Origin of the sequence: [Bacillus] caldolyticus (assembly GCF_003595605.1) — a bacterium.
Classification (GTDB): domain Bacteria; phylum Bacillota; class Bacilli; order Bacillales; family Anoxybacillaceae; genus Geobacillus; species Geobacillus thermoleovorans.
Genome location: NZ_CP025074.1, coordinates 547,271 through 560,716 on the forward strand (window position 1 = coordinate 547,271; position 13,446 = coordinate 560,716).

Below are 13,446 nucleotides of genomic sequence, written 5' to 3' on the forward strand. Positions count from 1 at the left end.
GTCATTCTCCTTTCTTTGACAGCGGCAGACGAAGCCCATCCGATTGTCGGAGCGATCGCTCGAGCCATTTCGCTTCCGTTTGCAGCGACCAGATGTCGTTCGATAACACCTCAAGCAACTGCCGTTCAGCCGCTGAAGTCAGCTCGTCAAGCACTCTTTCCGTCTCCTGCAACGCTTTTGCCATATCGGCGCTTTGCACCGGCTGCTGCGCCAAATAAACGTATTTCTCCACCATCTCCACCGCCGTCGGCCATTCGTTTAAGAAAAATGGCTGGGCGAGGCGCAGTTGATGTGGTTGTTGCTCGATGGCGCGAATGATTCGATCGACGATGGCACTCAACCGGGAAACCGTTTGCCACATCACCACAGAACGAAGCCGATAGCGAGCGCGACGCAGCCGCTTCCATAACGCGCGCGCTTCGCCAAGCTGGCTGCGAACGTAGACAAGCTCCTCAGCGGACACATCAGCCGGCAGGCGATGATGCCGCCTTTTCATGATGGCGGACACCCCCCACATCGCCCCCATTCCGGATAAAATCGAAGGCCAAAAGCGAAAATCAGCAGTGATGAATACGATCACCGCGACGATGACCCCTGCGTTCCATGAGACAAACCAACGCCATATCGTACGAAGCAGCTGCTTCATTGTCCCTCTCCTTCTTTATCTTTTCTTTCATTATAGCATGTCCATTCCATGATACGTACAAGCGCCCAAAGAAGTTTCATCGCCAACTGGACGGCGCGCATAGGACAATGGCCGTTTCGAATAGGCTATAGTAACAGGGCCATCGAAAGGGGAATCGGGATGAAAGCGATCAATTGGCAGCTTGTCTCCTTTGTCGCGATCTCGCTGTTGAAAGAATATTGGTGCTATGCCGGACTGCCGCGCGTCTACTATTGGCAGGCGGCGGATGATGACAAAAAAACTGCCTAACAGCAGAAGGAGGGAACACGATGCAGCCTTGGCACCGCCCCACACCGCCAACCGCCTCCCGCGCCGCACTGACCGTCACCGGCCAAGGGACAGTCATCGCCAAGCCAGACACCGTCCTCATTGCGCTCGGGGTGCGCACCGAACACGTCCATATTCAAGAAGCGCTTGCTGACAACGCGAAACGCACCGACGCAGTCATTGGAGCACTCAAGGCGCTTGGCGTGCAAACAGAAGATTTGGAGACGACGGCGTTTTCCATCTATCCCCAATACGAACATCACAATGGAGCCGACGTATTATCCAGCTATGGAGTCGAACATTGGCTTGAAATCACCGTCCGCGACCCTAAAAAAGCCGGCGCCATTTACGAGGCGGCCGTTGCCCATGGAGCAAACCTCGCCCGCGGCTTGGAATTCCGTCTAGCAAACGAACAAGCCTATTACCAGCAGGCATTGGCGTTGGCCGTGAAAAACGCCAAAGAAAAAGCGCTGGCCATCGCCCGCGCTCTCAGCTTGCCTCTTTATGACACGCCGATTGAACTGAAAGAACAGTCATCGATCCGGCCGACGCCATACGGTCCGGCTGTTCTCAGCGTTCCCTCATCAGCGCCGCCTGTGCAGACGCAAGATGTTGTCATTACCGCCGTCGTGGAAGCGGTATTTGCTTATTCGTTCATTTCGTGATGTCGACTTCATGGACACGAGCGCCGCCAAACAGCTCGACGCGGGTGGTTTTCTTTTTCCCGTTCGAATGGACGATGGTCACAGCGTACGCGCCCGGCAAATACGGGCCGATTTTTTTGACAAATGGGTCTTTCGTCGCCTCCTCTTCCGTTTTCACCCCATTGACGACAAGCGACGCCTCCGGATCATCGACGCGCACATGGAGAAAATAGAGGGCTGGCTCAAACACATACCGGTCCTCAAACACATGAATCGTAAACACCGGCGGGTAAGATGTCAATCCTTTAATATACACGTGGCCGCTCTTGCGCTGGCGGGCAAACTCCCGATCTAGCTGTTTATACGCTTCTGGGTGCCGTTCCACATACGCGAACAACGGCGCCAACGTTTTCTCGTTGATCGGCACGCTTTCCTCCGTCACCCGCAGCATCGCCTGCAAAGCGGCCACATCGCGGTCTTCGATCGCATCTTTTAAACGCATAATGGCCATTTCTCGGCTCGCGGCCGTCTTCAACGCCCCATACCCGCTCCAAAGAAGCGTGCTCGCCCCCCACAGAACGACGATGGCGACAAGCAGCCAGCCGATGAGACGGTATTGCTTTTTTCTCCTCTTTTCCCGAGACAAAACGCGCGCCTGCTGCCTCTTTTCGCTGCGCGCCAACGCCGCGGCGCCGTTCTGACCGCCGCGGCTTCCCGTTTCCCCCTCAATGGCATCCGGTTCGAACACGCGCGGTTTCATGAGCGCTTCCCCTCTCCTTCTCGCTGCCTAGTTCCACTTTATGTCAGAGACAGGGAATATATGTTACACGAACAACGGTGCGCTTTTTATTATACCCGCCTGAGCGAAAAACGGATAGCCGTTTGCACCGCCCATTATCGCGAAAACGAAGCGTTCGGTTGCTCCATTCGCCGCCCGACTTGTTGAAACATCCAGGCGTATAAGGCCGCGCTTCCTAGCGCCAGCATCCCAAGGACAACAAACGTCCATGCATAGCCGATCCATTCCGCCGCGGCGAGCGACAGCGGCGCCAACATCCGCCCAATCGTAAAACGGAGACTGGCGGCGGCAAAATATTGGCCGCGCATCGCCTCCGGAGCCAAGCGGGAAATGAACGACTGCTGCAAGCCAGCTGTCATCAACTCAGCCAGCGTAAACAGCGCCATGACCGCGATCAATCCGAGCAGCGAAGACGTTTGACTAAACAGCCACATCGAGATGCCGTATAAGACGGATGAACCGACAAACGCCTGCCGCTCCGAGTAGCGAGACATCCAACGCGTCACAGCCACCGTGCATAGTGCGACCAACAGACCGTTTTCGGCAATGAGCCAACTAAAGGCGCTCGCGCCGTCAATCGTCCATCCTGCCAATGTTTCGGCTTCGACCGTTTCTTTTGTATATACCGGGATCAGCAAGTCAAGCTGTTTGACACTCCGCACGGCTAAAGCCGTGGGATTCTTGGGTCATTCGCGTCCTCATCCATTTCTGGTTCGGACCACGCCCAAGATCAGGGGTGTGTCATCACCCCGTCCCATCGGGTTAGAATGTACCCCGATGGGCGGCGCACCTGTGACCAGTGCGCTAGGTTAGGCGGCGAAGCCCGAAATTGCTTTGGCGATGTTGATGGCGCCATTTAAGTCGGCGTGGAGGGTGTATCCGCATTTTTTACACTGAAAGTGGATGCCATTGCGATTTCCCTTTTCCCGATGTCCACATTTACACGTTTGGCTCGTGTAGGTCGGCTTCACCCACTCCACCCGAATACCCGCCATTTCCGCTTTATAGGCAATCATCATTTGCAGTTGATGAAACGCCCAAGCATGAAGGCTTCGTCCTGCTTCTTTGGCCGATGTTGCCCGTTTCCGAATGCCCGTCAACTCTTCCATTCGAATCACGCCAACACCGTTGGCGAGCGCAAAATTCACGATTTGACGGCTGATTTTGTGATTTTGATCCTTCATCCAGCGGGACTCTTTACGGCCGATTTTGCGAATCATATGGAGCTTCTTGGCTTTTCCTAATCTCCTTCGCAAAGCCGCATATCGTCGGCGTACAAAGGCGCATTGGTTCCCTTTGAAAAACCACGATTTCGTTCCCACGCTGGCAACAGCGAGATAGCGAAGTCCAAGGTCAACCCCCATCACCTTTGTTTCGTGTCGCGGCTTGACTTCAAAGGTGATCGCGATCGCCAAGCACCATTTCTTTCTCTTTTTGTAGAGCTTGGCCGCCCCTTGTTTGGCGGTTCCGTTCAACAATCGATTCAGCCATGCTTCTTGATAGGGACGCGTGACCACCGGCACACCGACTCGCTTCTCTAATGTTGGGAATGAAACGGTGTAGAACTCTCCTTTCTTTTCCACCTTCACGTTTTGATTGTTAAAGCAACACCATAATGTTCGAAACCTCTTTGTTTTCTGGTTTTTCTTTTGGGACTTCACTTCTCGAATCGTTTGATTCACGACGGCGGAAGGAAATCGTTGTGACGAAAACGCTTTAAAAATTTTACTCGTCGCTTGATTCAGTTCTGGATGATCCAACAGCCAATTCGCAAACTCTGTGTTCACTTCTGTCATCCGTTCATACATTTCCTGTTTGACTTTCGTTGGGTTGTGCAGTTCCAGCCTTAGCGTGATCGTCGGCATGGATTCACCCCCTTTTCTTTTGAGATTCCACATAGCGTTTGATGATTTCACTTGATCCATTCCCTGCTGTACTCACGAAGAAAGAGCGTGTCCAAAGACTTGGCAGATGAGACAAGTGTTGAAATTCTTCCCTTCATCGTCGGGAAGTCACTCCTTTCACTTTTGTCATCATATCTGATGGAGAATCAGAAGGGAGGCCATTCAAGAACAAATGACAATGATCAGGCATCACTTCCATAGCAAGAAAGCAAGAATAATCCAATCATTCTCTTGGCAAATTTCTTCTACTAACTGCCTGAATCGCTCTTCCACTTTGTTCACTAACACTTTTCTTCGATAACGCGGGCAAAAAACAAAATGGTAGTTAATTAAAGATACAGTTGTTTTCGTTCTTCGATATTTTTGTTCCATATTATTAATTGTATCAGTTTAATGGTCATACTCAAACAATTAAAGATAAAAAATGGTTGCTCTAAGCAATCCCATGAAGAGATTACCGAGCAACGCCGTCTTTCATCCCACGATTCAAACCGTGGGCTTTCAGACGGCATTTTCTGTAAAACTAAGAAATCCAACAAACGGCGACGACCACCACGGGGAGCTGGCCAAGGCGAAAACGAAAAACGCCGCCCCCTGTCCGTAGGCGGATAACACCATCATCCGCTTGCGTCCGAATACATCAGCACAATAGCCGCCCATTAAATTGGTGATGACCGAGAACAACTGCGAAACAATCAACAACAACCCCGCTGTCTCTTTGCCAAAGGCATCGGCAAAATAAATCGATATAAACGGAAAAAACATCCAAAAGGTCGTATTCATGAGCGCCTCGCCAAACAGGCGCACTTTTAGGTTGCGGTCCCAATCGCGTATTCGCATCCGCTGTCCCCCTAATCTTTCGTCTTTCGAATTTCTTTGGAAATTATATCATATTTTTATAGGGGATCGGAGAAATATTTTTCAAATAAAAAAGGGCTGACCCAAAAGGGTGTTTTTCCTTAAACCAAACACAACATATTGTTTCATGCCTATATACATAATAAACATCCATGAGTAAATTTTACTCCCCACCCAGGCATGAAAATCTATCTCTCCTTCCATAATGGAGGATGAACGCAAACAGTTTGGAAAGACGTGCTTTTTAATGGTGGTTCGACCCTGTACAAAAAACTGTTTGAGTCCATTTGGTGTTCCACCCATTGTAAGCCCTTTTCATTTGGAAAAGGTGACTACGAACAGAAAAATGCCTAACGAACAAGTGGACTCACTGTTTGCGAATTCATCAATGGAAGGAGTCCGGATCATGGATGTGCTTTATCATCGTTGCGCAGGTTTAGATGTTCATGCCAAAACGATTGTCGTTTGTGCGCTTTGGGGAGAAGAAGACCACATTCAAAAGGAGATCGAAACGTTTTCGACGTTTACCAAAGACTTGTTTCGCCTCCTGAAATGGCTCGAGGATCGAGAAATCACTCATCTAGCGATGGAGAGTACGGGGGTTTACTGGAAACCGGTCTTTAACATTTTAGAGGACTACTTTGACATTACCTTGGCCAACGCTCAGCGAATCAAGAATGTCCCAGGGAGAAAAACGGATGTATCCGATGCGGAATGGATCGCTAAATTATTGCGTTATGGACTGATTGAAAAGAGTTTTGTGCCACCCGCGCCAATTCGAGAATTGCGGGACTTGACCCGTTTACGCAAAAAGTGGGTGGGTCAATTGATTGCGGAAAAAAACCGAATTCATAAAGTATTGGAGTGTTCCAATATCAAGCTGGGTACGGTGATTTCCGACATCTTCGGAGTATCGGGCCGAAAACTCTTGACCCGTTTAATGGAACAGGGGTACATCGAAGAAGCCGATATCGACGCTTGCCTTCACGGAAGAATGAAAGGGAAAAAGCAACAAATTCAGGAATCGCTCTTTGGGACATTAACCGAACATGAGTTGTTCATGATTCGCCAATCGTGGAAGCACATCGAGTATTTGGAAAGCTTGATTCAGGAGATGGACCAACGCATCGACCATCTCTTACAACCGTATCAACAGGAAGTGGATCTTCTGATGACGATTCCTGGAGTGAAAAAGGAAACCGCCGCCGTCATCATCGCCGAAATCGGAGTGGATATGGGACAGTTCCCGACACCGCAGCGCCTCGCTTCTTGGGCTGGGGTGGCCCCGGGAAATCACGAAAGCGCTGGAAAACGCAAAAGTACACGAACGGTAAAGGGTAATCCTCATATTAAATCCGCGTTATGCGAGGCGGCATGGGCGTTATCCCGATGCAGGAATCAACCGTTGGCGGCGAAATTTTGGTCATTGGCGGCTCGCCGGGGAAAGAAAAAAGCACTCGTTGCGATCGCGCACCGAATGCTTGTCACCATTTACTGCATGCTTTCCCGAAAAGAACCGTTTTGGGGACCACAAGTAAGTTAGTATAGCCAAAATGAATACAGAATATACGAGATGCCTAAAAATAAGGCACCTCTGCTTTCCTGTTGTCTTTTTTGGCCATTTGTAGTGTATCCAAACTGATCACAGGATATACAGAGTTGACCGGGTTTTATGGATTTTCACAGAAAAGTTCCATGAGCAATTTTTGCTCTCCACCCGGGCATGAAAATCCCCCTTTTCTTCCCATAATGAAGAGTAGGCGCAAACAGCTCAATAGGACGTTATACTTAATGGTGGCTTGGACCCTGTACAGAAAAGCGTTCGAATCCACTGGGTGCACCACCCATTGTCCGCCCTTTCCCGATGCGGAGGAAAGGTGACGACGAACGGAAAACTGCCGCATTTCTCCCGTGGATTCGCTGTTTGCGCACTCGATCATCGAAAAGGAGGATTTTCATCATGGATGTCATCTATCCTCGCTGCGCAGGATTGGATGTTCATGCCGAAACCATCGTCGCCTGCGCGCTATGGGAAGAAGATGGACACATTCAAAAGGACATTCAAACCTTCTCCACGTTCTCGAAAGGACTTGGCGACCTGCTTGAGTGGCTCGAAGACCATGGGGTCACCCATGTCGCCATGGAATCCACCGGCGTGTATTGGAAACCGGTCTTCGCCTTCCTCGAGGGCTATGTCGACTTGACACTGGCCAATCCGCAGCGGATCAAAAATGTCCCGGGAAGAAAAACCGATGTCTCTGACGCCGAGTGGATCGCCAAGCTGCTCCGCCATGGACTCGTTGAAAAAAGTTTCGTCCCCCCAGCGGATATTCGCGAATTGCGGGATTTTACCCGCCTCCGCAAAAAGTGGGTCGGACAGCTGACTTCGGAGAAAAACCGGATTCAAAAAGTGCTCGAGTCTTCCAATGTCAAACTCGGCTCGGTCCTCTCCGATCTCTTCGGCGTTTCCGGAAAAGACATCCTCGCCCGGCTGCTTGAGAAGGGATACGTGGACAAGGACGAGTTGGATCAATGCCTGCGCGGAAGGCTCAAAAAGAAAAAGCAAGCGGTGTACGATTCGCTGCTCGGCACCTTGACCGAACACGAGCTCCGTCTCCTTCGTCTCTTGTGGAAACACGTTGAGGAATTGGAGCAGTTAATCGAAGAAGTCGACCAGCACATCGACCGCCTGCTCGAGCCGTATCGGGAGGAAGTGGACTTACTGATGACCATGCCTGGAATCAAAAAACAAACCGCCGCCGTCATCATAGCCGAGATGGGAACCGACATGAGCGTCTTTGAAACGCCGGAACGGGCGGCTTCATGGACTGGATTGTCCCCCGGCAACCATGAAAGCGCCGGAAAGCGAAAGAGCACGCGCACGACAAAAGGCAATCCCCATCTCCGATCGGCGTTATGCGAGGCGGCATGGTCAGCAGCTCGATCCAAGACGCATCCCTTGTCCCGAAAGTTTTGGTCGTTGGCGGCCCGGTGCGGGAAGAAAAAAGCCCTCATCGCCATTGCTCGGCGGATGTTGGTGATCATCTTTTGCATGATCTCCCGCAAAGAGCCGTTCCGCCAACCACAACTTATTTAGTCTAGCCAAAAGGCAGACAGGTTATACGAGATGCCTAAAATCGGGCACCTCTGCTTTCCTATTGCCTTTTTTGGCCATTTTCAGTATACCCTCACGGATCAGGAGCGTATACCGCACTCACCAAGTGGTGGGGATTTTCACGGAAAAGTTCCATGAGCAATTTTTGCTCTCCACCCGGGCATGAAAATCCCCCTTTTCTTCCCATAATGAAGAGTAGGCGCAAACAGCTCAATAGGACGTTATACTTAATGGTGGCTTGGACCCTGTACAGAAAAGCGTTCGAATCCACTGGGTGCACCACCCATTGTCCGCCCTTTCCCGATGCGGAGGAAAGGTGACGACGAACGGAAAACTGCCGCATTTCTCCCGTGGATTCGCTGTTTGCGCACTCGATCATCGAAAAGGAGGATTTTCATCATGGATGTCATCTATCCTCGCTGCGCAGGATTGGATGTTCATGCCGAAACCATCGTCGCCTGCGCGCTATGGGAAGAAGATGGACACATTCAAAAGGACATTCAAACCTTCTCCACGTTCTCGAAGGGACTTGGTGACCTGCTCGAGTGGCTCGAAGAACATGGCGTCACCCATGTCGCCATGGAATCCACCGGCGTGTATTGGAAACCGGTCTTCGCCTTCCTCGAGGGCTATGTCGACTTGACACTGGCCAATCCGCAGCGGATCAAAAATGTCCCGGGAAGAAAAACCGATGTCTCGGACGCCGAGTGGATCGCCAAGCTGCTCCGCCATGGACTCGTTGAAAAAAGTTTCGTCCCCCCGGCGGATATTCGCGAATTGCGGGATTTTACCCGCCTCCGCAAAAAATGGGTCGGACAGCTGACGTCGGAGAAAAACCGGATTCAAAAAGTGCTCGAGTCTTCCAATGTCAAACTCAGCTCGGTCCTCTCCGATCTCTTCGGCGTTTCCGGAAGAAACATCCTTGCCCGGCTGCTGGAGAAGGGATACGTGGACAAGGACGAGTTGGATGAATGCCTGCGCGGCAGGCTCAAAACGAAAAAGCAGGCGGTGTACGATTCACTGCTGGGCACCTTGACCGAACACGAGCTCCGTCTCCTTCGCCTCTTGTGGAAACACGTTGAGGAATTGGAGCGGCTCATCGAAGAAGTCGACCAACACATCGACCGCCTGCTCGAGCCGTATCGCGAGGAAGTGAACCTGCTGATGACCATGCCCGGAGTGAAAAAACAAACCGCCGCCGTCATCATAGCCGAGATGGGAACCGACATGAGCGTCTTTGAAACGCCGGAACGGGCGGCTTCATGGACTGGATTGTCCCCCGGCAACCATGAAAGCGCCGGAAAGCGAAAGAGCACGCGCACGACAAAAGGCAATCCCCATCTCCGATCGGCGTTATGCGAGGCGGCATGGTCAGCAGCTCGATCCAAGACGCATCCCTTGTCCCGAAAGTTTTGGTCGTTGGCGGCCCGGTGCGGGAAGAAAAAAGCCCTCATCGCCATTGCTCGGCGGATGTTGGTGATCATCTTTTGCATGATCTCCCGCAAAGAGCCGTTCCGCCAACCACAACTTATTTAGTCTAGCCAAAAGGCAGACAGGTTATACGAGATGCCTAAAATCGGGCACCTCTGCTTTCCTATTGCCTTTTTTGGCCATTTTCAGTATACCCTCACGGATCAGGAGCGTATACCGCACTCACCAAGTGGTGGGGATTTTCACGGAAAAAGTGTCCCGATCCTTTTGGGACACCCTCGACTTGCATTTCTTTTGTCTCTTACTTGCGGATGAATTGCTGCGTCCAAATATATCCATTTTCTTCAAAACCAACGCCGATGTGCGTAAAGTTTTTGTTCAAAATGTTCGCGCGGTGGCCTTCACTGTTCATCCACGCATTGACGACTTCCTGTGGTGTGCGTTGGCCTTTGGCGATGTTTTCCCCGGCAGCCGTGTACGAGATGCCGAATTTTTTCATCATCTCAAATGGAGAACCGTACGTCGGGCTGTTGTGCGAGAAGTAGTGGTTCACGGCCATATCGCGCGATTTTTCGCGTGCGACTTTGCTGAGGGCCAAGTCAACTTGAAGCGGCGGCAAGCCGTATTTTGCCCGCTCTTTATTCGTCAGTTCAACGACTTGTTGCTCATAGGCGTTTAAGCCAGTTGCTTTTTGCGGTGCTGCTGTTGGGGCCGTCGCTGGCGTTTTCGCCGGTGCTGGCGTATTCGCAGCCGGTTTCGTCGCTGGCTGTTTGACCGTTGCCGGCGCTTGCGGTTTTGTCGTTGGCTGTTTTGCCGCCGGTTGTTGTGTTGCCGGTTTTACGGGTTGGAACGACACGAACGGGAAGTATTGTTGCAGCCATTTCTCAAAATCTTGAACGTTTGTGCTGACATATTTTACTTGATACGCATTCGCTGTCGGACACGTCGTCCCAGCTGCTTCCGTTTTCGTTGCCGCGAACGAAGCGCCGGCGAGTGCGACCGAAGCTGCGATTGTTGCTACCATTTTTTTCTTCATCGGAATTCCTCCTTGTATCCTCTATTTGAAAGTTTCAGAGATATTGCGTCCGTCAGTCATGCCTACACGATGAGATTCGAAGAGGAACGGTTTCGTTGTTCCCTCGCCTTCGCCCTCATTATAACACGGGTTTTTTGTAATATTTTTGGGCTAAAATGGAAAAAAACGCAGGCTGGCAACACCCGGAAAAACAAGCGCTTGTTTTCATTGCCAGTTGGCTGCCCATCACGGCAGTTGCAACGATTGGAAGCGGCATCCTTTCACTAACTGCCCTTCCTTTTTCCCCTCTATTATTCTAGCCACCCACATTTTTCTAGGAAAAAGGGAGTTGACAGCCTCTTTTTTGGACCATTTCGTTTAACAATTGTTACAGCTGTGTTACAAAACAGGGGAGATATTCACATTCTTGTTTTAAAAAAGAAGCTGGTGGCGATCAGCCCCAGCTTCTGTCATGATCTTTTTCGTTCCTAGTCGACAACGAGCACCGTTTGCACTTCATTCGGCTTCACCTCGACGGCAAACGTCCCGCATTCGTCCGCCGCGAGCGAGTCAAGCGGCTCCTCGTTGAGATTCGCGCGAAAAACGCCCGAAAACGGCTTGTTCCATTGGAACGCCGCCGTCGTTATCGTTGGCGTTGAATTGTAAAAGAGGAGCTTATCGGCATACAGCCGCACCCGTTCGTCAAAGCGCATCGATCTCCATCCCCCACCGTCTCATCGTTTGCTACTATTTTAGCAAGAACGGATGGCGGTTGGCTATAGAGCGCCTCTTCTATTGCGATAGTTGATGCCCCTTAACCAACACCGGAATGCGTTCTTTATATTTCTCCACCCATCGGCGGTTATGTTCGTCCGCCCCCTCAATGTTGCCGCTTAAAAAGATCGGCGGTTCTATTCCATTTTCCGCCATGAGGACAATCGCCTCGGCGAAAACGGCGTTTAAAATCGCGCTGCCGATCACGGTCGAAGTAGGGGCAAATGGAACGGAAACATTCGGATGAGCTAAAATCGCGTCTCCTCTCACACAATGATTGTCAATCACCAAGTCCACCACTTCATACAATAACCGACCGCTCTTATGCCGCGACGGTTGACTCTTCGAATATTCCAAAGATGTAATCGCGATCGTGTACGCCCCTTTCTCCTTTGCTGCCAACGCCACATCAATCGGAACAGGATTGCGCCCCGATGTGGACAAAACAAAAAACACATCTTCAGGACGGATATCCTCATGATTGATAAAATTTTGTGCCAAATCATTCATTCTCTCCAACATGGACGACCGCACCGCCCCTTCGTGAAGCATCAGCGGCTCGACAAAGATCGGTTTCACCGGAACAAGCCCTCCCGCCCGGTAAAACACTTCCTCTGTCAAAATATGGGAGTGGCCGCATCCGAATAACTGAACGATTCCGCCGTTTTGAATCGCTTCGCTTACCATATGGGCGGCCTTTTTTAGATTGTCCTCAGGCGTGTTGATTATCCAATAAAATCCAAAGGGTATAGAAAAAAGAGCACCTTTCCTGTAGAATGTGAGTAGCGACACAAACAAACCCAGGAGGTGCTCTCTATGAACAAGCATACCACACTCCCGAATTTGATGCAAAAACTTGTTTCGGATGAAGAGATTCAACGGATTGCCGAAGCGGTTGGGTATCGTGATTCGTCTCGAACCTTTACGTTGCGCGAGTTGATTCACTTCTTCCTGCTGGCCGCCATGCATCAATGGAAAAGCTTTCGCCATGGAGCCGATGTGGGGCCTCTGTATGGATTGCCGCGATTCCATTATTCAACTGTATCCAAGAAAGCGAAAGAAGTTCCCTATGACATCATGAAACGCTTGTTGGCGTTGATCATTTCCAAGTGCAACCGCCAAACCCGCCGTTCGCTTCGGTTTCCCAAACCGCTTCGGGTGGTGGATTCGACGACCGTCACGGTCGGGAAAAACCGCCTGCCATGGGCGCCGTATCACGGCGAACGCGCCGGAGTGAAGCTGCACGTCGCGTATTCGCCGGAATCCTCGTTGCCGGCAGACGTGGTGGAAACCATCGGACTGCGTCATGATGGCCCGGTGGGAGAACAGTTGACGAACGCTCAACAAGTGCTGGTGGAAGACCGGGCGTATTTCAAAATCGAACGCCTCGATCGATTTGTGGAGCAGCATCAGCTCTTTGTCATTCGGATGAAGGACAACATCGAACTTCATCAGAAAAAAAGCTTGAAACGCCTTTCCAGCACATCCTCATCGGTTCAAGCCGACTTCACGTGCCAGTTGGGGACGAAACAATGCCGCTCCACCAAGCGTCACCGGGTGGTGATCTTTCGAGATGCGAATGGCCGCGACATTCGGGTCGTGACGAACCTCTTCCATGCGTCTGCGGAAACCATTGCCGACATGTACCAACAACGTTGGACTGTTGAGGTCTTTTTCCGTTGGGTGAAGCAATATCTGAATGTCCCGACCTTGTTTGGCACGACGGAAAATGCGGTATACAACCAACTGTTTGCGGCGTTCATCGCGTATGTGTTGCTGCGATGGCTGTATGATCAAACCAAAAAACAGACGAACGTCTCTCTTTCCTTCATTTCGTTCGTTCGCCGTTTTTTCTCTGGGCAGCTTCCTCTCGATTGGAAATCCGGGATGGCCGCTGCTTTGTTTGAGTATGCCCAAATTTATGGAAGGCGTATGTCTAATTTTGGATAATCAA

12 protein-coding genes and 3 pseudogenes are annotated in these 13,446 nt (G+C 51.0%); 6 read left to right on the forward strand and 9 right to left on the reverse strand.

Annotated elements, in window-relative coordinates; genetic code table 11:
• Position 1: 1 nt before the first annotated feature.
• Positions 2-646: a 5-bromo-4-chloroindolyl phosphate hydrolysis family protein gene (locus CWI35_RS02950; protein WP_014195622.1), complete on the reverse strand. Its 645-nt coding sequence runs from the start codon at positions 644-646 to the stop codon at positions 2-4.
• A 159-nt stretch (positions 647-805) separates the two neighbouring features.
• On the opposite strand from CWI35_RS02950, the gene CWI35_RS18685 reads away from it, so the two are divergent.
• Together CWI35_RS18685 and CWI35_RS02955 are read left to right on the forward strand one after the other, a co-directional pair.
• The gene (locus CWI35_RS18685; RefSeq protein ID WP_013145587.1) at positions 806-934 is read left to right on the forward strand and encodes a hypothetical protein; all 129 of its coding nucleotides are present in this window, start codon (positions 806-808) and stop codon (positions 932-934) included.
• Positions 935-954: 20 nt separating this feature from the next.
• Positions 955-1,617: an SIMPL domain-containing protein gene (locus CWI35_RS02955; RefSeq protein ID WP_014195621.1), complete on the forward strand. Its 663-nt coding sequence runs from the start codon at positions 955-957 to the stop codon at positions 1,615-1,617.
• Here CWI35_RS02955 and CWI35_RS02960 read toward each other — a convergent pair.
• The 5 genes and pseudogenes from CWI35_RS02960 to CWI35_RS02980 form a co-directional block, all read right to left on the reverse strand.
• Positions 1,607-2,356 (reverse strand): zinc ribbon domain-containing protein, encoded by a 750-nt coding sequence (locus CWI35_RS02960; RefSeq protein WP_011230940.1) that lies wholly within the window; start codon positions 2,354-2,356, stop codon positions 1,607-1,609. The genes CWI35_RS02955 and CWI35_RS02960 overlap by 11 nt on opposite strands.
• A gap of 134 nt (positions 2,357-2,490) precedes the next feature.
• Positions 2,491-3,045: pseudogene (locus CWI35_RS02965) on the reverse strand (MFS transporter); the annotation flags it as partial.
• A gap of 159 nt (positions 3,046-3,204) precedes the next feature.
• Positions 3,205-4,260: an RNA-guided endonuclease TnpB family protein gene (locus CWI35_RS02970; protein ID WP_119877470.1), complete on the reverse strand. Its 1,056-nt coding sequence runs from the start codon at positions 4,258-4,260 to the stop codon at positions 3,205-3,207.
• A 4-nt stretch (positions 4,261-4,264) separates the two neighbouring features.
• Positions 4,265-4,671: pseudogene (tnpA, locus tag CWI35_RS02975) on the reverse strand (IS200/IS605 family transposase).
• A gap of 144 nt (positions 4,672-4,815) precedes the next feature.
• Positions 4,816-5,139, reverse strand: a pseudogene (locus tag CWI35_RS02980) (MFS transporter); the annotation flags it as partial.
• A 424-nt stretch (positions 5,140-5,563) separates the two neighbouring features.
• On the opposite strand from CWI35_RS02980, the gene CWI35_RS02990 reads away from it, so the two are divergent.
• The 3 genes from CWI35_RS02990 to CWI35_RS03000 all read left to right on the forward strand — a co-directional run bounded on the left by CWI35_RS02990 (position 5,564) and on the right by CWI35_RS03000 (position 9,808).
• Positions 5,564-6,700, forward strand: coding sequence for an IS110 family RNA-guided transposase (locus CWI35_RS02990; RefSeq protein WP_020959521.1), 1,137 nt, complete (start codon positions 5,564-5,566; stop codon positions 6,698-6,700).
• A 417-nt stretch (positions 6,701-7,117) separates the two neighbouring features.
• On the forward strand, positions 7,118-8,254 hold the full coding sequence (locus CWI35_RS02995) for an IS110-like element ISGka2 family transposase (protein ID WP_050367852.1): 1,137 nt from the start codon (positions 7,118-7,120) through the stop codon (positions 8,252-8,254).
• A 417-nt stretch (positions 8,255-8,671) separates the two neighbouring features.
• On the forward strand, positions 8,672-9,808 hold the full coding sequence (locus tag CWI35_RS03000) for an IS110-like element ISGka2 family transposase (protein WP_119877472.1): 1,137 nt from the start codon (positions 8,672-8,674) through the stop codon (positions 9,806-9,808).
• A gap of 196 nt (positions 9,809-10,004) precedes the next feature.
• On the opposite strand, the gene CWI35_RS03005 is transcribed toward CWI35_RS03000, so the two are convergent.
• The 3 genes from CWI35_RS03005 to CWI35_RS03015 form a co-directional block, all read right to left on the reverse strand.
• The gene (locus CWI35_RS03005) at positions 10,005-10,739 is read right to left on the reverse strand and encodes a CAP domain-containing protein (protein WP_011230938.1); all 735 of its coding nucleotides are present in this window, start codon (positions 10,737-10,739) and stop codon (positions 10,005-10,007) included.
• Positions 10,740-11,206: 467 nt separating this feature from the next.
• Complete coding sequence (locus CWI35_RS03010; RefSeq protein ID WP_013145591.1) at positions 11,207-11,431, reverse strand: glycosyl hydrolase-related protein; 225 nt, start codon at positions 11,429-11,431, stop codon at positions 11,207-11,209.
• A gap of 79 nt (positions 11,432-11,510) precedes the next feature.
• Positions 11,511-12,242: an SIS domain-containing protein gene (locus tag CWI35_RS03015; RefSeq protein ID WP_119877999.1), complete on the reverse strand. Its 732-nt coding sequence runs from the start codon at positions 12,240-12,242 to the stop codon at positions 11,511-11,513.
• Between the two features lie 66 nt (positions 12,243-12,308).
• Between CWI35_RS03015 and CWI35_RS03020 the strand changes: the two genes are divergently transcribed.
• Positions 12,309-13,442, forward strand: coding sequence for an IS4-like element IS5377 family transposase (locus tag CWI35_RS03020; protein WP_075039814.1), 1,134 nt, complete (start codon positions 12,309-12,311; stop codon positions 13,440-13,442).
• Positions 13,443-13,446: the final 4 nt, after the last annotated feature.

Bases quoted from the DNA above. Each gene is read 5' to 3' on its own strand.
- CWI35_RS02950 (WP_014195622.1), bottom strand. From the start codon at position 646: ATGAAGCAGCTGCTTCGTACGATATGGCGTTGGTTTGTCTCATGGAAC.
- CWI35_RS18685 (WP_013145587.1), top strand. From the start codon at position 806: ATGAAAGCGATCAATTGGCAGCTTGTCTCCTTTGTCGCGATCTCGCTG.
- CWI35_RS02955 (WP_014195621.1), top strand. From the start codon at position 955: ATGCAGCCTTGGCACCGCCCCACACCGCCAACCGCCTCCCGCGCCGCA.
- CWI35_RS02960 (WP_011230940.1), bottom strand. From the start codon at position 2,356: ATGAAACCGCGCGTGTTCGAACCGGATGCCATTGAGGGGGAAACGGGA.
- CWI35_RS02970 (WP_119877470.1), bottom strand. From the start codon at position 4,260: ATGCCGACGATCACGCTAAGGCTGGAACTGCACAACCCAACGAAAGTC.
- CWI35_RS02990 (WP_020959521.1), top strand. From the start codon at position 5,564: ATGGATGTGCTTTATCATCGTTGCGCAGGTTTAGATGTTCATGCCAAA.
- CWI35_RS02995 (WP_050367852.1), top strand. From the start codon at position 7,118: ATGGATGTCATCTATCCTCGCTGCGCAGGATTGGATGTTCATGCCGAA.
- CWI35_RS03000 (WP_119877472.1), top strand. From the start codon at position 8,672: ATGGATGTCATCTATCCTCGCTGCGCAGGATTGGATGTTCATGCCGAA.
- CWI35_RS03005 (WP_011230938.1), bottom strand. From the start codon at position 10,739: ATGAAGAAAAAAATGGTAGCAACAATCGCAGCTTCGGTCGCACTCGCC.
- CWI35_RS03010 (WP_013145591.1), bottom strand. From the start codon at position 11,431: ATGCGCTTTGACGAACGGGTGCGGCTGTATGCCGATAAGCTCCTCTTT.
- CWI35_RS03020 (WP_075039814.1), top strand. From the start codon at position 12,309: ATGAACAAGCATACCACACTCCCGAATTTGATGCAAAAACTTGTTTCG.